At 66.2% G+C, this 17280-nt stretch carries 18 protein-coding genes, 2 tRNA genes and 1 pseudogene; 15 read left to right on the top strand and 6 right to left on the bottom strand.

Annotation, left to right across the window (positions count from 1 at the left end; genetic code table 11):
- Positions 1 to 18 precede the first annotated feature (18 nt).
- Positions 19 to 333, bottom strand: a complete 315-nt coding sequence (locus ACY5J6_RS02500; protein WP_211207069.1) for a helix-turn-helix domain-containing protein — start codon at positions 331 to 333, stop codon at positions 19 to 21.
- Between the two features lie 422 nt (positions 334 to 755).
- On the opposite strand from ACY5J6_RS02500, the gene ACY5J6_RS02505 reads away from it, so the two are divergent.
- The 4 genes from ACY5J6_RS02505 (at position 756) to ACY5J6_RS02520 (ending at position 3781) form a co-directional block, all read left to right on the top strand.
- Positions 756 to 1016 carry a bifunctional DNA primase/polymerase gene (locus tag ACY5J6_RS02505; RefSeq protein WP_026174959.1) on the top strand — a complete coding sequence of 87 codons (261 nt, stop codon included), beginning with the start codon at positions 756 to 758 and terminating at the stop codon, positions 1014 to 1016.
- A 112-nt stretch (positions 1017 to 1128) separates the two neighbouring features.
- Entirely contained in the window at positions 1129 to 2052 is a 924-nt protein-coding gene (locus tag ACY5J6_RS02510) for a DNA primase (protein WP_244922446.1), read from the top strand.
- Positions 2043 to 3206: an AAA family ATPase gene (locus ACY5J6_RS02515; protein ID WP_018110672.1), complete on the top strand. Its 1164-nt coding sequence runs from the start codon at positions 2043 to 2045 to the stop codon at positions 3204 to 3206. The genes ACY5J6_RS02510 and ACY5J6_RS02515 overlap by 10 nt, the downstream gene beginning before the upstream one ends.
- Entirely contained in the window at positions 3194 to 3781 is a 588-nt protein-coding gene (locus ACY5J6_RS02520) for a hypothetical protein (RefSeq protein ID WP_018110673.1), read from the top strand. Before ACY5J6_RS02515 ends, ACY5J6_RS02520 begins: the two co-directional genes overlap by 13 nt.
- A 195-nt stretch (positions 3782 to 3976) precedes the next feature.
- On the opposite strand, the gene ACY5J6_RS02525 is transcribed toward ACY5J6_RS02520, so the two are convergent.
- Together ACY5J6_RS02525 and ACY5J6_RS02530 are read right to left on the bottom strand one after the other, a co-directional pair.
- Positions 3977 to 4483, bottom strand: a complete 507-nt coding sequence (locus ACY5J6_RS02525; RefSeq protein ID WP_462845806.1) for a hypothetical protein — start codon at positions 4481 to 4483, stop codon at positions 3977 to 3979.
- Entirely contained in the window at positions 4484 to 5266 is a 783-nt protein-coding gene (locus ACY5J6_RS02530) for a ParB N-terminal domain-containing protein (protein ID WP_460376775.1), read from the bottom strand.
- A 397-nt stretch (positions 5267 to 5663) separates the two neighbouring features.
- Between ACY5J6_RS02530 and ACY5J6_RS02535 the strand changes: the two genes are divergently transcribed.
- Positions 5664 to 6839, top strand: coding sequence for a tyrosine-type recombinase/integrase (locus tag ACY5J6_RS02535; protein WP_018110676.1), 1176 nt, complete (start codon positions 5664 to 5666; stop codon positions 6837 to 6839).
- A 76-nt stretch (positions 6840 to 6915) separates the two neighbouring features.
- Here ACY5J6_RS02535 and ACY5J6_RS02540 read toward each other — a convergent pair.
- Together ACY5J6_RS02540 and ACY5J6_RS02545 are read right to left on the bottom strand one after the other, a co-directional pair.
- Positions 6916 to 6992 (bottom strand) — tRNA-Ile (locus ACY5J6_RS02540).
- A 99-nt stretch (positions 6993 to 7091) separates the two neighbouring features.
- A tRNA-Pro gene (locus ACY5J6_RS02545) sits at positions 7092 to 7168 on the bottom strand.
- 89 nt (positions 7169 to 7257) lie between these two features.
- On the opposite strand from ACY5J6_RS02545, the gene ACY5J6_RS02550 reads away from it, so the two are divergent.
- Positions 7258 to 8268: a transposase gene (locus ACY5J6_RS02550; RefSeq protein ID WP_462844384.1), complete on the top strand. Its 1011-nt coding sequence runs from the start codon at positions 7258 to 7260 to the stop codon at positions 8266 to 8268.
- A 164-nt stretch (positions 8269 to 8432) separates the two neighbouring features.
- Here ACY5J6_RS02550 and ACY5J6_RS02555 read toward each other — a convergent pair.
- Positions 8433 to 9523 (bottom strand): annotated as a pseudogene (locus tag ACY5J6_RS02555) (ISAs1 family transposase).
- Between the two features lie 46 nt (positions 9524 to 9569).
- Between ACY5J6_RS02555 and ACY5J6_RS02560 the strand changes: the two are divergent.
- From ACY5J6_RS02560 to ACY5J6_RS02600, 9 genes are all read left to right on the top strand, one after another.
- The gene (locus ACY5J6_RS02560) at positions 9570 to 9887 is read left to right on the top strand and encodes a cupin domain-containing protein (RefSeq protein WP_462845807.1); all 318 of its coding nucleotides are present in this window, start codon (positions 9570 to 9572) and stop codon (positions 9885 to 9887) included.
- A gap of 42 nt (positions 9888 to 9929) precedes the next feature.
- Positions 9930 to 10703: a sensor histidine kinase gene (locus tag ACY5J6_RS02565; RefSeq protein WP_462845808.1), complete on the top strand. Its 774-nt coding sequence runs from the start codon at positions 9930 to 9932 to the stop codon at positions 10701 to 10703.
- Positions 10624 to 12093 carry a tetratricopeptide repeat protein gene (locus tag ACY5J6_RS02570; RefSeq protein WP_462846482.1) on the top strand — a complete coding sequence of 490 codons (1470 nt, stop codon included), beginning with the start codon at positions 10624 to 10626 and terminating at the stop codon, positions 12091 to 12093. The genes ACY5J6_RS02565 and ACY5J6_RS02570 overlap by 80 nt, the downstream gene beginning before the upstream one ends.
- Positions 12094 to 12098: 5 nt before the next feature.
- Positions 12099 to 12302 carry a response regulator gene (locus ACY5J6_RS02575; RefSeq protein WP_462845809.1) on the top strand — a complete coding sequence of 68 codons (204 nt, stop codon included), beginning with the start codon at positions 12099 to 12101 and terminating at the stop codon, positions 12300 to 12302.
- 21 nt (positions 12303 to 12323) lie between these two features.
- A complete protein-coding gene (locus ACY5J6_RS02580; RefSeq protein WP_462845810.1) occupies positions 12324 to 13496 on the top strand; it encodes a HEAT repeat domain-containing protein in 1173 nt (390 codons plus the stop codon).
- On the top strand, positions 13493 to 14908 hold the full coding sequence (locus ACY5J6_RS02585; RefSeq protein WP_462845811.1) for a glycosyltransferase family 2 protein: 1416 nt from the start codon (positions 13493 to 13495) through the stop codon (positions 14906 to 14908). Before ACY5J6_RS02580 ends, ACY5J6_RS02585 begins: the two co-directional genes overlap by 4 nt.
- Before the next feature lie 72 nt (positions 14909 to 14980).
- Positions 14981 to 15835 (top strand): NAD(P)H-dependent flavin oxidoreductase, encoded by an 855-nt coding sequence (locus tag ACY5J6_RS02590; RefSeq protein WP_462845812.1) that lies wholly within the window; start codon positions 14981 to 14983, stop codon positions 15833 to 15835.
- A gap of 199 nt (positions 15836 to 16034) precedes the next feature.
- On the top strand, positions 16035 to 16529 hold the full coding sequence (locus ACY5J6_RS02595) for a hypothetical protein (RefSeq protein ID WP_462845813.1): 495 nt from the start codon (positions 16035 to 16037) through the stop codon (positions 16527 to 16529).
- 25 nt (positions 16530 to 16554) lie between these two features.
- Complete coding sequence (locus tag ACY5J6_RS02600) at positions 16555 to 17169, top strand: TetR/AcrR family transcriptional regulator (RefSeq protein ID WP_462845814.1); 615 nt, start codon at positions 16555 to 16557, stop codon at positions 17167 to 17169.
- Positions 17170 to 17280 lie beyond the last annotated feature (111 nt).

Below are 17280 nucleotides of genomic sequence, written 5' to 3' on the forward strand. Positions count from 1 at the left end.
GCCCAGGCCCTCCGAGGCTCACCAAGTTCGGCCTCGAGGTCCCTTTTGCTCCTCGGAGCCCACGTAACCCAGCCACTCTTCCAGTGCCCGGTGCGAAACAATCAGCCTTCCTCCCAGCTTGACGGCCCTCAGGTTCCCGGAGTGGATGGCCCTGTAGACCAGGTTCTTGCTCAGCCCGAGGAGCTCGGCAACCTCTGCCACGCTGTAGCCCATCCTGTTGCCTGTTGTCTTGAGGCGGCCTGTTCCCGCCATCCGCTCCAAAGCACTCACGGCGGCTTCGAGGCGTTCCAGAAGCTCCCGAAAGTCAGGGGTGGGAATTACTCGAAGTTCCATAGGCTTTGCCTCGCAAGATAGCATGCTCTGGCTCGCCACAACCTCCCCCGCCCCTTCCCCCCACCCCCCCTCCCGGGGCGTCACCCTTGGGGCTCACCACAAAAACTGCCCTAAAGGAGGCTCTATGGTCGTCCTGGACGACAAAATTTGTTTTTCAAGAGCCAAAAGACCATACGCTACTCTCCCAGTGTGAACGGAAACCGCCGCTTACTCACGGTTAACCAACTAAGACAGATGCTTGGGCCCGAAATTATTGGCCGGGACTTGGCGTACAAAATAGCTCGCCAGCACGGAATTCGAATCGGGCGCAGGCTCCTAATTCCAGTACGGGTAGCAGAGGCCCTAATTGACGGGCGGTTAGAGGAGCTGGTTACGGAAAAAACGTCGAGTGACGCCAGGAGAGGCAGGGAGGGCCTGCAGTGATGCATGCCACGTTGGGTTACGTCCGCCTAGGCTACACGGTTTTGCCGCTTTCGCCAGGGGAGAAGCGGCCCCACGGGCCGGAGGAAAGCCTGGTCACCATCCGCGCCTGGTGGACGCGGGAGCCCAAGGCCGGGGTGGGCATCCTGGCCCCGGAGGGGTTCCGCCTGCCCCAGGGGAAGCGGCTTTACATCGTCAGGACCTCGGTCGAGCGGCTCCTTGCAGGAGAAAAGGAGGCCCCCCGCGTGGAGGCGCGGGGGTAGCGGAAAGGAGACTCCTATGCAGAAGTCTAATCCCATTGTAGCCGTCACCCTGGCAAAAGAGCGTCGTTGGCTTGTGTGGCGTGCTGAGGAACGGGAAGGCGGGCCGACCAAGGTGCCCTACTCTCCCAAGGGCTCTCCCAAGCCCTACCGGGCTTCGGTACGCCGCCCGGAGGACTGGGGCACCTACGAGGAGGCTCTGGCCGCCCTGAGGCGCTACCCGGGCCGCTACTCCGGCCTGGGGGTGGTCCTGGGTGGGGGGCTGGTGGGCATCGATCTCGACTGGAAGGGGTGGCCCGGGGAGGGCATTCCCCTCGAGGCCCAGGAGCTTCTGAGGCGGTTTGGGAGCTACGCTGAGCTTTCCCCATCTGGCAGGGGTTTGCACATCCTCCTCTGGGCCCACCTGGAAGGGGACCGGGCCGCCCGGTTCACCCTGGGCCCCATGGGGGTGGAGGTCTACGCCTACAAGGAGGTGGGAGGGCGGTTTTTCACCTACACGGGACTCCTCCTCCCGGGCTTCCCCCCTGAGCCCCAGGAGAGAACAGCAGAACTTCTGGACTTCCTAAAGGAGGCCCTTCCCCGGCGAGAGGAGGTGAAGCCCCCCGCCCCTCCCGAGGGGACTTCTCCCCGGAGGCTGAGGGCGATCCTCGAGGCCTATGCGGACCGGGTGGCAAGCGCCCCCGTGGGCACCCGTCACAACACCTTGATCGCCTACGCCAGGGCCGCTGGGGGGCTCCTCCCCCACGGGCTAGACCCCCACGAAGCGGAAGAAGTCCTGGTAGCCGCCGCCATGCAGGCCGGGCTTCCTGAGCGGGAGGCCCGGGAGGCGGTGCGATGGGGCCTCGAGGTGGGAAGCCGGGCACCCCTCCACCTAGAGGATCGGGGGGATTTTGGGCCAAAAGAGGTATTTTGGGCCAGCCCCTTGGCCCAAAATCCTGCATCGTCCTGGACGGCAAAAACCCGATTTTGGGCCAACGAAACATCACAATATAAGGACCCCAATCCCTGGAAGAAAGGGGGTGATGAGGGATGGCGGTGAAGCGCCTTGCCCTTCCCCAGGAGCCTCCCGTGGTGGAGTGGTTTGTGGACGAGCTCATCCCCTCGGGTTATGTGAGCGTCCTTTTTGCCAAGCAGGGGGAGGGCAAGACCCGCCTGGTGGCCTTCCTCGCCGTCCAGGCCCTCCGGCCCCAGGGGCTCTTCGGCAAGCGCCCCGTGAAGCGGGGGAAGGTGCTCATTTTGGATGCAGACGATCCCGGGGGGCTGGGCTACGCTCTTTGGCTTTGTCGCTTCCTCCGGGCCTACGAAGATGCCGATACAGCCCTCCTGGACCTCCGGGCCGTGGAGGGAGGCCTGACCCCCGAGGACGTGCGGGCCCTCGAGGAGGAGCTTCGCCAAGACCCCCCGGCCCTCATCGTGCTGGACGCCTTCTCTTCTGCCTTCTTGGGGGTGGATGTGATCAAGCCCCAGCAGGTGCACGCCCCCATCCGTGCCCTGACCTCCCTGGCCCAGGCCACGGGGGCGGCCCTCCTCCTGCTGGATCACGTAGGGAAGCTTGCCCCCGGGCAGACCGTGGCCGAAAAGGGGCCATTGGGCTCTACCGCCAAGCTCTTCTCCCCTCGGGCGGCTTTTGCCCTGGACCGCATACCCCCCAAAGAGGTGGAGGGCAGGGACGTGGTGAAGCTCACCTGTGTGAAGCAGTCCTATGCCCCCCTGCCGCCGCCCATTGGCCTCGAGCTGGTGTGGCTTGCGGATGGGGAGGGGGCCTACTTCAGGCCCTATCCCTTGCCCGAAGCAGTCACCCTGGAGGAGCGGGCGGAGAAGGCCATCCTAGAGCTTTTGGCGGAAGCAGGGGAAGAAGGCCTCCCCCGGAAAGCCCTCCTGGAGGAGGTGGTCCAGCGGGGCAACGTCTCCGAGCGCACCGCCAAGCGGGCCCTATCCGGGCTCAGGGAACGGGGGCTGGTGGAGGAGGTGGCGCTTCCGGGGAGAGGAGCCCCTAAGGTTCTCCGACTCCCCCGCCCTAATCTCTCTATGCCCTTGGCCCAAAATCGGGAAAATGCCGTCCAGGACGAGGAAGGATTTTGGGCCAACTCCTTGGCCCAAAATCGGGAGCTTGGCCCAAAATCGTCCCCCCTCCCTCCCCCCGTGCCAACCCCCCAGTCTGGGCTTGAGGAGGTGGAAGAATGGAGCCCTTGACCGTGAACCTGCTGGGCGTCCTAGAGGAGGCCACCTACACGGTACGCCGGGAGGGGGAGCGGGTGGTCTTCTCCCCTGCCCCGCCCCCTGAGCACCGCCCTACCCTGACTGCCTGGAAGCATGCCCTTCCCCACGCCCTAGAGGAGGGAAAGCGTATTCCCGCCCGGGAACTCCTCCGGCTGGAGCGCCTGACCTGCATCCTCCTGGCCCGGGAGGGCGTCCCCGAACCCGTATGGGCCACCTTCTACTACCCGGCCCAGAAGGAGCCCGAGCGGGTCCTGGCCCCCGTCGAAAACCTCTTCCCCCACCTCCTCTGGCGGGCTCGGAATCTCCCCGCCCCCCGGAGGGTGCACCTAGGCTCTACCGATGGCAGGATGGTCTTGGACCTCGAGGCCCCCCTGGTGATCTTCCTCCGGGTGGAGAGGAGCGGGCGGGTGGAAATCTACGGGTGGCCCGATGCACGGATGCGGGTCTACACAGAAGCCGCTGCCCGGGGACGAATGAACCCCAACCACATACTGCTGGAACGACAGGGAAAGTCAGTACATGGTAGCTACTGGACAGATATCCTCTAGACCCTAGGTCGCTAGGGGACCCACCCTTTCCGGGCATAGTGCCCCCCACCATACCCTCGCCCCCCTATTTTTCTGCCCCTCTCCCTCCTCCGTTCAGGAGGTAACCAGTGACTCCGGAAACAAAAGGTGACGCGTACAACAAGAACTGCCCCTTTGCGGAAAAAGGGGCGATTTCGCTTGTCCTGGACGGGATTTCTAGGGCTTGATCCCTTCCTTATACAGCTTCCACATGTAATCCCGCTGGTGGCGGGTAAGTCCCTCGACCCTTCCCCGGGCCATCTCCATCAATAACCTCCGGTGTCGAATAGGCAGCTCTTCGGATTGCGCCAAGGTCCAGTAGTAACCTTGTCTAAGCATCCCCTTAGGCCACACCCTGCCAAAAAGCACTACAATCCTGCCAAATCCCGGTACGGCAACAACAGGAAAAGGAAACGGGCAAGGCGAGTCTGGATGGAGAACCCACTTTTCAATTACCTCCCCCTGGATCTCAGGGTACTCAAAATATTCCCAGAGCAACCGAGGGCGAAGGTACTCCAGAAGAGCCACGTCAGGTTCCTTTACCCAGTTTGCCACCCTCCCAATGCAGTTCCCCAAAAAGAGCGCCATGAGGTCGAAGGGCCGGCTCCTCACCCCGCTTAGGACCACAGGCACGGGCAAGCCGAGATCAATCGCGCGCCGCAACTCTCCGTAAGGGACTGCCATTTACTTGACCTCCTCAGGCGGCAGAGCCCGGAGCCAGTCGTCGAGGAGTTCAGCCAGGCGCTTCCAACCTCCAGCCCGCTTCGCCAGACGCCGAAGGCCCCGGTAGACAGACTCTTTTCGGGCCGCAGGGGTATCTGGGGCCACAATCGCACGCACCTCCCGGGCGAACGCTTTCTCATCTGGAATACCCCACTTCGCTCGTTCCAGAAACGTGCTGAACAGGGGATGCGCCCGTACCCTGCGCTGGGCCAAAACCCGAAACACCGGATCTCCAACCAGCCGCGCCTTAGCCAACTCGTAGAGGGCAGGTTCCTCCAAAAAGGTCCCCAGGTAGTAGACTGCCTTACTTGGCTTAAGACCAAACACTCCAAGCAACCTAAGGGTCAACGCATTAGGAACAAGGTCATGCTGATTGCCTTTAGACTTTGCCGATAGGATTTCTCGGAGCACAGCTACAAACACCCCTAGGGGTACGTCAGCCATAGAAAGCAGTGCGTCAATTTGCAGAGCGCGATCTAGATCGGAATGGGGAACAACCAAGCCAGAGTCTGCTGTAAAGCGAATTCCCAGAGCGTTGAACTGAGCCATGCCCGTCACGACCAGGACGGGCACCTTGAGGTCGCCCCCACCTTCTCGCTTCTCAGCGATGCGCTGGAGGGCGTAATAGCGGTAGTGACCATCGAGTAAAACGAAAGGCGGATTAACCAACGTCAGCCGTCGGTACACGACGAGAGGGTGGATAAGGCCGTTCCTGAGGATCGAGTCGCGGAACCGCTCGATCACCTCCCAGTTGTAATGAGCCCTGGGTGGAGTGGCGTTAGGCACGATTTGGCTGATGGGCACCCACTCAATGGGCGTGGAGGTGTCGCCAACCAACGTGACCCGCCCCTCAACGATCACTTCTCTTGGGGACAAAACCCTCAGGGTAGCCATGTGAAGGGCTTGCTGGTCCGCCTCAGGCCAAGCCTGGCTTTGGGCCTCGGTTTGGGGTGGTCTGAAGAGAGCCCCTAGCATATACCAAACCATAGTCGTCCCCATCCCCCAAACGCACTTTTCGAATAACCTCCCCCCTCTTAGGAAGACAGTCCATCTAAAGGAGCAAGGATTATAGCCCCGCTAGGTAGGATGTAGCCAACTATGGGAAAGGCTTTGCCTTTGCCAGAAGCGACGGGAGGAAAGCATGGCACGCGGTAAAGGAGGAGGCTCCACCTATTACGACGCCACCAAGAGCAAATGGGTGGCCGAGCTCAAGTGGGTTGATCCCGCTACGGGCAAGCTCCTCAAGGCGAAGCGCTACGCCAATAGCCGCCGCGAGGCGGAAAAGCTCTTAGCCGAGCTGGTAGACCAGAAATCCAAGGGCCTCCTGGCCGAACCCTCCAAGCAGAGTACCCGCGAGTTTGCCCTGGAGTACCTGAAGCGCCTGGAGCGGGAGGGCTTGCGACCAAACTCTCTCCGCCTCGCCAAAGAAGAACTCATGCGCGCTATGCCCTCCCTCAAAGACCCTTTTGCCCATGATCCCTTAGGCCGCATGCGCTTGCAGGAGGTACGCCCTGCCCACATTCGCGGGGTGCTAGACAGGGTCATGGAGCAGGGGTACTCGGCCAGAACGGTCGGCAAAGTCCTCATGCGCCTAAAGGCCCTCTTCCGCGAGGCACTCCGCCTAGAGCTGGTGGCCCGCAACCCCGCAGAGGCGGTGAGCCTACGCCTATCCCAGGGGGAGAAAGCCGCCCGGGCTCTGGAGCCCCACGAGGTGGCCCGCCTCCTGGAGGAGGCGGAGCGGTCCAAAAGCCCCGATATGGCCCTCCTCCTCCGCCTTATGCTGGCAACGGGGCTACGCCGGGGGGAGGCTCTTGCCCTGCAATGGCGGGACATCGATTTCACCCGAGGAGAACTGACGGTATGGCGTTCATGGACCAAAGTAGAGGGCAAGGGAACTTTCAGCGCTCCCAAGACCAGGCATGCCCGTAGAAAAGTCCCCTTACCCCGGGGACTACTCCTGCGCTTGCAGGAGCGCCGCCAGAAGCTTCTGGAGCGCCTAACCCCGGAGGAGCTTTGGGAGCTCTTCCTCTTCGGCGGTGGAAAACCTTATGACCCGGATGCCTTCAACCACTATCTCCGCCGCCTGGCAGAGAAGGCAGGCCTGGGTCGGGTGCGGGTGCACGACCTCCGACACACCTGGGCCTCCCTGGCCCTCTCCCGAGGCATCCCCCTGGAGGTGGTGAGTGAGCGCCTGGGCCACGCAAACCCCAACATCACCTTGGGCATTTACCGCCATCTCCTGGAAGAGGAGCGCCGGGGTTATGTAATAGACTTGGAAGACCTCCTAAAAAGCTCTGGAAACAGGCCCCTAGCCTGAGCAAATGGCCCTCCAAATAGCCCCCTAAAGCACTTCCCCCCTCGCTACCGAGGGGGGAAGCTTTGCGTCTTCATCGTGGTGGGCGATGGTGGACTTGAACCACCGACCTCACGCTTATCAGGCGTGCGCTCTAACCAGCTGAGCTAATCGCCCCCGCACGCAACGCTTAGCATACCGAGAAGGCGTGCCCGCGTCAAGATGGAGGGCGTGGTTCGCTCAAGGAAAAACCCCGCCCTCCGAGGGCGGGGGTTTTGGTCGGGGAGGCCGGATTTGAACCGACGACCACACGCACCCCAAGCGTGTGCGCTACCAGGCTGCGCTACTCCCCGGCGCGCAAAGGTTAGTGTAGCCCGCTCCAAGCCCCCCGTCAAGTAGACTTGGGCTGGCCTCCCCCTTTTGGTTCGGACATCATGTAGGCATGAGGAGGTTACCCTTTGAGCCAGAGGCTTTGAGGCCCTTTGTGAGCCCTTTGCTGGACCCGTGGCTTTGGCGGTGGGAAGACAAGGTGGCCCGTTTGCTGTGGTCCATCCTGGCCTCGGGCTCGGCTCGGAAGAGCGACTGGGCCAGGGCTTACCGGGAGGAGGCCAAGGAGGAGGCCAACTACAAGGCGATAGACCGCCTCTTGCCCCTCTTGGAGCCCAAGCGCTACCTCCTGCGGCTTCTGGACCCCAAGACGCCCTTTCTCCTGGTGGACCCCACGGAGGTCCCCCGTCCCCAGGCCAGGCGCACCCCCTACGTGGGACGGCTTTCCGATGGCAAGACCCTGGGTTTTTGGGCGGTGGTCTTTGCCCAGCCTTACGGGGGCCGGGCGGTGCCGGTGTACGTGGGGAGCTACTGGGAGGGGAAGGGGGAGGGGAGGAACCGGACCTGGGAGGGACTGGTGGAGGAGGTGGTGGAGTACGTGGAGGAGGGGACGGTGTGGGTGTTTGACCGGGAGTTTTCCTTCGGGGGGTGGCTGGAGGCCCTGGAGCGGTGGGGGGTGAGGTACGCGGTGCGGTTGAACCTGGGGACGAGGCCCAGGCTTTTGTGGCGTGGGGAGCGGCTTATTCCCTGGGTGGACCGGGGTCGGGAGGTGAGGTACGAGGGGGTGTGGTACCGGGGTGAGGTGGAGGTGAACCTGGTGGGGGTGTGGCGGGAGGGGATGAGGGAGCCCCTTTGGGTGATGGGGAACCTTCCCCCGGAGGAGCTTTTGCGGGTCTACGAGGAGCGGATGAAGATTGAGGAGGGGTTTAGGGACCTGAAGGGGCACCTGGGGTTGGGTGGGGTGATGAGCAAGGGATGGGAGGCCATGGAGAAGACCCTGGCCCTGGTGGCCTTGGCTTACGGGGTAGGGTTGATGGTGGGGGAGGAGGCGCGGGGGCGCCTGAAAGGGGGGGCTCAAAGGGGAGGCGGAAGTGGGGGGCTTACTCCGGGCTCTTTGTCCTCTTGAGGCAGCCGGTGCGCTTTTCCCCAGAGGAGTGGGTAGACATCCTGCGCCGCGCCCTGGAAGCCTGGCTGCAAAGGTTGTTCCCTACCCCCGTTTCCCCCGGGCAGGGGGCAGATGTCCGAACCTAAAGGTGGAGCTCAGGACTTGGGGCATGGCAGACTTGACCGCTATACTGCATAGAGCCCCAGGAACTTGAGGGCGGAGAGGGGATGGAAGGAGAAGGCCTCCATGGCCGCCTTCTTCTCCCTGACCCCTCGGCGGTGGAAGAGGGAGACCAGAAAGGCCCGGAGGACCGCCAAGACCCGCGCCCCCACCCCCCGCACCTGGCAGGCGTCTTCACGGAAGAGAACGTCCCGCACCCAAAAGGACCGGTTCTCCACCTCCCACCGGGAAAGGAGAAGCTCCCCAAGCCGCCTCGCCTCCGCCACCTCCGGCCCCAGGCTGGTGAGGGCGTAGCTCACCGCGCGCCGCACCTCCCCCGTCCCCTTGTGCACCACCTCCCGCTCCAGCCGCACCACCTGCCGGCACGCGGGAAAGGCGCGTATCTCTTCCGGCAAGTGGGGGGAGGCCCAGACCCGGTAGGTCCACACCTCCCCGTCCCGCGCCAGATTCCACACCGCCTCGGTCTCCCCGGGAAGCCGCCTCTCCTCCATCCCCTTGAACACCTCCAGAGCCCACTCCAGCAGTTCCCCCTGGTTGGCCTTCAAAAGGAAAAGGTAGGCCCCCCTTTTTGCACCACCTTCCCCGCCACCTCCGGGTACAGGTACCCCGCGTCCCCCACCACCACCTTCCCCTTGAGCCCCTCCGCCCCAAGGCGGTCCAGGAGCTCCAAGAGGGCTTGATCCTCCCTCCCCTCCGCCTGGGCCTGGGCCAGGGTGGTCCGCAGACCCAGGGCCAGGACCTCCACCAGCCTGACCTGGGGGCTTTTCCCCTTGCCGCTTCCCCGAAGGTGCTTCCCGTCCACCACCAGGACCTCCCCCAGCTCCACTTCGGGAAAGACCTTGAGCAGGGCTTCCTGGAGCTTATGGGGGTCCAGGCGGTGCAGGAGAAGGGTGAGGATGGTGTGGCCCGGGGGCTTGCGCAGGCCGAGGTGGGGCAAGAGGTGAGGGTTGGCGCGGGCGAAGCGTTCCACGCCCCTCAGGGAGTCCACGCGGGAAAGGAAGGCCACCAGGATGAGGGCCAGGAGGCCCCACAGGGGGTACCGCCGGTTGCGGGCCCGGGGGTCGGGGATCTGGGACAGGGCTTCGCGTAGGGTCATGCCTCTTCTTTACCCCAGGGGCCGTATATAGGTCAAGTCTGGGGGCATGGAGATCCGGGATTTGAAGAGCCTGGTGCGCTACGATCCGGAGAAGATGGCCAAGATCCCCATCTTCCATTCGGAAAGGATGTTTTACGACCTTTACGCCCTCCTTCCCGGGCAGGCCCAAAAGGTGCACGCCCACGAGGGCTCGGACAAGGTGTACTACGCTCTGGAAGGGGAGGTGGTGGTGCGGGTGGGGGAGGAGGAGGCCCTTTTGGCCCCGGGGATGGCCGTCCTGGCCCCGGCGGGCGCCCCCCACGGGGTGCGCAACGAGTCCGCAAGCCCCGCCCTTCTCCTGGTGGTCATGGCCCCCAAGCCCTAGGTTTTCACGGGGCTTTCAAGGGCCTCTCCTAAACTGAGGCCGATGGTTCAACCCCTCCCTGGGGACCTGGCTTTTCTGTCCGAGCTCTTGCGCCGCTATCCGGTGCAGGTGGTCTGGCGGGGGGCGGTTCTGCCCGAAGGCCCCTTGCGGGGGGAAAAGCTTCTGGAGGAGGGGGAGGCGGCCCTTTATTGGACGGGAAGCCGCCTTCCAGGTCCCGAGACCCTCGAGGCCCTGCGCCTCCTCCTCAGGACCTTACAGGAGGTTTTGGCCTTAAGGGAACGGGAACTCGCCTTCTTGCGGGCCCAGGACGAGACGGCAAGGCTTCTTAGGCTCCTTCTTCACGAGATCAAAAACCCCCTCATGAGCATCCTCGGGGCCTTGGAGCTTACCCTGGAGACCGAAGGGCTTCCGGAGGAGGCCAAGGAGCTTCTGGGGATCGCCGAGAGGAGCGCCCGGCGCATCCAGGAGCTTCTGCGAAAAGCCCAGGAGTACCTGAAGCTTGGCCAGGGGGTGCGGCTCAGGAGCGAGCGGGTGGACCTGAAGGCCCTCCTCCGCCAAGCGGCCGAGGAGGTGCGGCCTTTGGCCCGCCGGAAGGGGGTTGCCTTGCGGCTTACCCTCCCCCGGGGGGAGGCCTGGGTCTACGGGGACCCGGACTGGCTCTACCAGGCGGTGCTTAACGTCCTGAATAGCGGTGAAGTACACCCCGGAAGGGGGCCGGGTGGCGGTGCGGCTCCTGGTGGGGCGGGAGCGCTACGGCATCGCCGTGGCCGACACGGGGCCCGGCATTCCCAAGGAGGAGCAGGAAAAGGTCTTTGAGCCCTTCTACCGCGCCTCCACCCGGGGGGAGGTGGAGGGAACGGGGCTGGGGCTTGCCCTGGTGAAGCGGGTCCTGGAGGCCCACGGAGGGGAGGTGCGCCTCAAAAGCCGCCTCGGCCGGGGAAGCACCTTCCTCCTCCTCCTGCCGCGGCCCAAGCCCGGGCAGCGGGCCCCCGTGGGGCGGCTCCTCCTCCTCATGCTGGCCCTCCTGGCCCTGGCCCGCCTGCCCCTTTACCCGGCCCCTCTGGGCTCCCGGGCCTTTGGGGAGGTGCCTGCGGGGGAGGTGGTGCGCCTCCGCGGCCTGGAGCTGGCCTTCAGCCCTGAGGCCCGGGGGGAGGCCCGGCGCTGGCGGAGCCTTTGGGGTGGGGGGGAGCGGGTGCAGATCGCCCTGGGGGAGGGCGGGGTGGAGGCGGTGCGGGAGGCCCCGGTGCCCCTAGCCCTTTCCACCCCCGAAGGGGAGGTGAGGCCCCTGGGCACCCACCTGCGCCTCTTTCGGGAGGGGGGCGCGCGGCTTTCCCTTTACCGGGGGGAGGTGGCCCTGGGCCGGGAGCGGCTTCCCTCCGGGGAAGGGGCGGTGCTGGGCACGGGGGTGCGCAGGAAGCTCCTCCCGGCCCCCCTGGTGCGCCCAACCCTGGGCCCCGAGGGCGAGGTGGTCTTCCGCCTCCTGGGGCCGGAGGGGGCGAAGGGCTTCCGGGTGGAGGTGCAAAGCGGGGAGAGGGTGGTGCTCTCCACCAGGGTGGAGGGGAACCTCTTTCGCTACCTGCCGGAGGGGGACCGCCTAAGCCAGGTGCGGGCCTTGGCTCTGGACGAGGCGGGCCTCGAGGGCTACCCCTCGGATCCCGTGCCCTTCCGGGAGCGGCGGAGCTTCTACGAGGGAAGGCGCCGTCTGCCCCAGGACCCCAAGGGGGCGGAGGCCTTCCTAAGGCGGGCGGTGGCCGCCTTCCCCGACGACGCCGAGGCCATAGGGGAGCTCGCCTTCGCCCTCTACCTCCAGGGGCGGCGCGCCGAGGCCAAGCCCCTTTACGAAAGGGCCCTGGCCATTCTGGACAGCCCCGACGTGCGCGTGCGTTACGGGCGCCTCCTGTACCACCTGGGGCGCTACGCCGAGGCGGAGGCCAGCTACCGCCAGGTCCTGGCCCAGGACCCCGGGAACCTGGACGCCCGCTGGGGCCTGGCGGAGGTGGCCTTGGCCCTGGGCCGGGCCAGGGAGGCCGAGCTTTTGGCCCGGCAGGTGCTTTCCCTCAAGCCCGACTACCCCCTGGCCCGCTTCACCCTGGCCAAGGCCCTTTTGGAGCAGGGGAGGAAGGAGGAGGCCAAGGGCCTTTTGCGGGAGGAGCTTCGCCTAAACCCCGACCCCGAAGTAAAGGCCCTCTTGGCCCGGATAGAATGAACGCTGTGGCCCGGGTGCTGGTGGTGGAGGACGACCCGGCGGTGGCCGCCGTTTTGGAGATGGCCCTGAGGCGGGCGGGACACGAGGTCCTCCTGGCCCGGGACTACGCCTCGGGCAAGAGGGCCTTAGGAGAGGAGGTGGACGCCGTGGTCCTGGACCTCAACCTCCCCGGGGGCTTCGGTCTGGACCTCCTGCGCCACTTGCGATAGGAGCTTAAGCGGAACACCCCCGTGGTGGTGCTTTCCGGGCTCAAGCAGGAGCACCACGTCCTGGAAGCCCTCAGGCTCGGGGCCCAGGACTACCTCACCAAGCCCTTCAGCCCCAGAGAGCTTCTCCTCCGCTTGGTGCTGGTGTTCTCCGCCCGGCTTTTCTCCCTGCTGAGCGTCCCCCTCGCCTACCGGACCCTCTTCCAGGCCCTCCTCCTCACGGGGCTTTCCTTGGCCCTGCTTGCCGCCTATGTCCTCCTCTACCACACCCACACCGAGGCCAAGGAGAAAAGGGACCGGAGGGCCTACGAGGCGTGGCTTGGGCGCTTCGCCCGGGCCCTTTGGGCGGAGGAACCCCTGCCCCCGCCCCCCTGGCCAAGGCCTGCCCTGGAAGCCCTTTTGCACTTACGGGAGATGCTCCAGGGGGAGTTCGCCGAGCGCCTCGCCCTTTGGCTTCGCGAGGCCCACCCCCCTTGGGGCAGGGTGCTCCGGGGGCGGTTTTACTCCCGCCCCGCTCGCTTGGAGGCCCTCGAGGCCCTAGCCCAGGCCCGGCTTCCCGAGACCCTGGACCTGGTTCTCCCCTACCTGAAGCACCCGGACCCCGTGCTCCGCCTGGCGGCGGCCCGGGCCGGGGCCAGGATCGCCCAAGGGGAGGGGGTGGAGGCCCTGGCCCAGGCCCTCCTGGAGGCGGGCCTCCCCCGGGGGGCTCTCCTGGAGGCGCTTCTTCTTTTGGAAGACCGCGCCGGGCCGGTGGTGGCGCGCCTCATGCGTCAAGGCGGCAAGGAGGAGCGCTGGGCGGCCCTCGAGGCCTTGGGCCGCCTCAAGCTCCACCGCCTGGTGGGGGAGGTGGCCCCCTTTCTGGAAGACCCCGATCCCGAGCTCCGGGCGGCGGCCCTGCGCGCCCTTTGGCGCCTGGGTTTTGTGCCCTCTGGCCTAGAGGAGGCGGTCCTGGCCCACCTGCAGGCCCCCGAGGAGTTCCTTAGGCTCCAGGCCACCCGGCTTCTTCCCCTTCTCGGGGGGGCCCTCGCCCGGAGGGCTCTCTGGAAGGCCCTTTCCGATCCCTCCTTTTACGTGCGCCGGGCGGCGGCGGAGGGGCTTAGGGAGCTCGGCCTGGACGCCCTGGCCGAGGCGGCCCGGGCGCACCCCGACCCCTACGGCCGGGCCATGGCCCAGCAGGTGCTGGAGGAGGCGGCATGAACCTCCTTTCCTTGCTGCTTTTCGCCTACCAGGTCCTCGTTCTCTGGTACTTCGCCCTCCTCAACCTCCTCTACACCTTCTTCGCCTTCTTCGGCATCCGCATGGTGGCCCGCTACGCCCGGGAGCTTTCCGAACTGGCCCTAAAGGACCTGTTGGAGCGGGAGGCCTACCTCCCGGTTTCCATCCTCGTGCCCACCTACAACGAGGAAAAGACCATCGCCGCCTCGGTGCGCTCCTTTCTCTCCCTCCACTACCCGGAGTTTGAGGTCATCGTGGTGGCCGACGGGCCCAAGGACCGCACCCTGGAGGTGCTGAAGGAAGCCTTCCAGCTGGTACCGGTGGAGGTGGTCTTCCGCCGGGTGGTCCCCACCAAGCCCATCCGGGGGGTCTTTCGCTCCCTCCGTTACCCCAACCTCTTGGTGGTGGACAAGGAGAACGGCGGCAAGGCCGACGCCTTGAACGCCGGGCTGAACCTGGCCTGCTACCCCCTCTTTTGCGCCGTGGACGCCGACAGCCTTCTGGACGCCCAGGCTCTCCTCCGGGCGAGCCGGCTCTTCCTGGAGGACGACCGGGTGCTGGCCGTGGGGGGGACCATAAGGCCCCTGAACGGGGCCGTGGTGCGGGAGGGGGTGGTGGAGGTCCTGCGCCTTCCTCGAGGCTTTCTGGAACGGATGCAGGTGATTGAGTACGCCCGGGCCTTTTTCCTGGGTCGGGCGGGCTGGAGCGCCATGGACGCCCTCCTCATCATCTCCGGGGCCTTCGGGGTCTTCCGCCGGGCGGAGGCCCTGCGGGTAGGGGGGTACCGCACGGACACCGTGGGGGAGGACATGGAGCTGGTGGTGCGCCTCCACCGTCGGGCCCGGGAGGAAGGGAGGGAGTACCGCATCCTCTACACCCCGGACCCCATCTGCTACACCGAGGTGCCCTCGGACTGGGCCACCTTGAGGCGGCAGCGGGACCGCTGGCACCGGGGGCTTTGGGAGGTGCTTTGGACCCACCGGGCCATGCTCTTCAACCCCCGGTACGGGCGGCTGGGGCTTTTGGCCATGCCCTACTTCCTCCTCTTTGAGGCCTTGGCCCCGGTGGTGGAGGTGGTGGGGTATTTGGCCCTTCCCCTCTTCCACTTCCTCGGCCTCCTCAACCCGGAGTTCGCCCTTTTGTTCCTCCTCCTGGCCGTGGGCTACGGGATCCTCCTCTCCCAGCTGGCCGTGGGCATGGAGACCTTGCTCCTCAAGCGCTACCCTCGGCTTCGCGACCGGCTTTGGCTCCTCCTCCTGAGCGTGGTGGAGGGGCTCGGTTACCGGCAGGCCCTGGCCCTGGTGCGCTTTTGGGCCTCCTTCCAGGTGTGGCGCAAGCGGGGGGTGTGGGGGGAGATGCGGCGCAAAGGGCTGGAGGGCCCAGGAGGAGGGTAGCCCGCGGGTCGCCGCCTCCCAGATGGGGGGCTGGGGTTTTGCGCCATTCTTAGACCGGGTAAAATCCTCTTCGTGGAGACCGCCATCACCCGAATGCTGGGGATCCGCTACCCCATCGTGGCCGCGCCCATGTTCCTGGTGTCCAACGCCCCCCTCCTCCAGGCGGTGGCGGAGGCGGGGGGGATCGGGGTGATCCCCAGCCTCAACTTCCGCACCCACCAGGGCTTCCGGGAGTTTCTGGAGAGCTTCCCTGAAGGTGTGCCCTTCGGGGTGAACCTCATCTTGAAGGACAACCCCCGCCTCGAGGAGGACCTGGAGGCGGTGGTGGAGCGCCGGGTGCCCCTCGTGGTCACCTCCCTGGGGGACCCCACCCGGGTGGTGGAGCGGGTGAAGGCCTACGGCGGCGTGGTCTGGTGCGACGTGGTGGGCCTGAGGCACGGGAGGAAAGCGGTGGAGGCCGGGGCGGACGCCCTGGTGGCCGTGGCCTCGGGGGCCGGGGGGCACGCCGGGAGGGTGAGCCCCTTCGTCCTCGGGCCTTGGCTTAGGGAGGAGCTCGGGGTGCCCGTCCTCATTGCTGGGGGGATCGCCACCGGCCGTCAGGTCCTCGCCGCCTTGGCCCTGGGGGACGGGGTCTACATCGGCACCCGCTTCATCGCCACCCTGGAGTCGGGGGCGCCTTTGGAGTACAAGGAGGCCCTCCTGCGCGCCCAGCCGGAGGACATAGAGTACACCCCCGAGGTCACCGGGGTGCCCGCCAACTTCCTCAGGGAGTCCCTGGAGCGGTTCCGTCAGGGCGGGGGGAAGGCCTGGAAGGAGGTCTACTCCGCCGGGCACGGGGTGGCCTTTATCCGCGAGATCCCCTCGGCCAAGGAGGTGGTGGCCCGGCTGGTGGCGGAGTACCAGGAGGCCAAGCGGACCCTGCCCTAAAGGGAGCCCCGGGGTCTTCGGGTATGCGGGCGCTCCTTCTCCTTCTTCTGGTCCTGACCCCGGCCTGGGCCCCCTCGGGCGCCGGCTCCTCAACCAGCTCCTGCTGGCCCTGGGGGAGGCTGGGGTGGAGGGCCCGGAGGCCGTCTCCCGGGGGGAGGCCGCCGAGCTCCTCTTCCGCCTTCTGCCATAATGGGCGAAGGTGCTTGCGGTCCTGCTCCTGCCAAGCTTTTCCGAGCTGGAGGCGGCTTTGGCCCTGGAGGCCGCCCGGCGCCTGGGGATCCCCGCTTACACCGTGGCCAAGGGGCGGAAGGGCACGGAGGGTCTGGCGGGCTCGGTGTGGACCCCCACCTACGCCTTCCCGGCGGCCCCGCCTCCAAAAGCCCTCCTCATCCCTGGGGCCAGGAGGCCCGAGCGGCCGGCCCAGGACCCCACCTGGCTCGCCTTTTTAGAAGAGGTCTGGGAGGGCCTCGAGGCGGTCTTCTTAGGCTACAACGCCCACCTCTTCCTGGCGGAGGCGGGGAGGCTTCCCCAGGTGGTGTCGGCTGCGGGGGAGGTGGCGGAGGCCCTTCGCTCTCGGGGTTACCGGGTGGTGCCGGGGAGCTTCCACCGGGAGGGGAAGGTCTACGCCACCCAAGGCGGCCTCGCCCTGCTCCCAGCCCTCTCGGACTGGGTCGGCAAAGCGATTGAGCTTTGAGTTTGTACGGCAGTACACTGACCCCATGAGCGTCCGGGAGTACCAGAAAAGGCGTCGCCGCGACCGGATCTTCCAGGCGGCCATGAGCCTCTTCCGCGAGCGCGGTTTTCAGGCCACCACGGCCACGGACATCGCCAAGGCCGCCCACGTTTCCCGGGGGACCTTTTTCAACTACTACCCTTACAAGGAGGCGGTCCTTCTGGACTACGGAAGCCTCCTCCTCTCCGGGCTCAGGGAGGAGGTGCGCCGCCGCCTGGCCCAGGGGATGGACCCTTTGGCGGTGCTCCGCTTCCTCCTTCAGGAGGTGGCCAAGGCCACCGAAGAGGAGAAGGACCTTCTCCTTCCCCTTCTCTACGAGCTCTTGAACCCCGACCCCATCCGGGCCAGGGCCGCCTTTGAGGCCCTCCCCTTGGGAGACCTCATCGCCGAGGTCCTCAGGCCCTTGCGGGAAAAGGGGGCGGTGCGCCAGGACCTCTCCTTGGAGCGCATGGGGCGCACCCTGGCCGACCTCTACTTCCTTTCCGCCCTGCGCTGGGCGGCCTACACGCCCCACCGAAGCCTCTCCGAGGAGCTGGAGAAGTCCCTTACCTTGGCCCTGGAGGGCATCCTCACCCGGAGCCCCCAGGGGGCCCGGGCCTGAGCCTTCGCCCTTCCTTTCCCCCGGTCTGGGCTTAAGTACCCCACCGCGGCGAAAGCCGCGGTGGGGGCCCCAAAAAAACCCTCTCCTAGCCCCGTTTCGGGCATCCCGTGT

It is taken from the genome of Thermus sp. H19.2, assembly GCF_054979525.1.

What these genes read in the sequence shown, in the direction of transcription:
- ACY5J6_RS02500 (WP_211207069.1), bottom strand. Translation starts at nt 333, where the DNA reads ATGGAACTTCGAGTAATTCCCACCCCTGACTTTCGGGAGCTTCTGGAA.
- ACY5J6_RS02505 (WP_026174959.1), top strand. Translation starts at nt 756, where the DNA reads ATGCATGCCACGTTGGGTTACGTCCGCCTAGGCTACACGGTTTTGCCG.
- ACY5J6_RS02515 (WP_018110672.1), top strand. Translation starts at nt 2,043, where the DNA reads ATGGCGGTGAAGCGCCTTGCCCTTCCCCAGGAGCCTCCCGTGGTGGAG.
- ACY5J6_RS02520 (WP_018110673.1), top strand. Translation starts at nt 3,194, where the DNA reads ATGGAGCCCTTGACCGTGAACCTGCTGGGCGTCCTAGAGGAGGCCACC.
- ACY5J6_RS02525 (WP_462845806.1), bottom strand. Translation starts at nt 4,483, where the DNA reads ATGGCAGTCCCTTACGGAGAGTTGCGGCGCGCGATTGATCTCGGCTTG.
- ACY5J6_RS02535 (WP_018110676.1), top strand. Translation starts at nt 5,664, where the DNA reads ATGGCACGCGGTAAAGGAGGAGGCTCCACCTATTACGACGCCACCAAG.
- ACY5J6_RS02550 (WP_462844384.1), top strand. Translation starts at nt 7,258, where the DNA reads ATGAGGAGGTTACCCTTTGAGCCAGAGGCTTTGAGGCCCTTTGTGAGC.
- ACY5J6_RS02560 (WP_462845807.1), top strand. Translation starts at nt 9,570, where the DNA reads ATGGAGATCCGGGATTTGAAGAGCCTGGTGCGCTACGATCCGGAGAAG.
- ACY5J6_RS02565 (WP_462845808.1), top strand. Translation starts at nt 9,930, where the DNA reads ATGGTTCAACCCCTCCCTGGGGACCTGGCTTTTCTGTCCGAGCTCTTG.
- ACY5J6_RS02585 (WP_462845811.1), top strand. Translation starts at nt 13,493, where the DNA reads ATGAACCTCCTTTCCTTGCTGCTTTTCGCCTACCAGGTCCTCGTTCTC.
- ACY5J6_RS02600 (WP_462845814.1), top strand. Translation starts at nt 16,555, where the DNA reads ATGAGCGTCCGGGAGTACCAGAAAAGGCGTCGCCGCGACCGGATCTTC.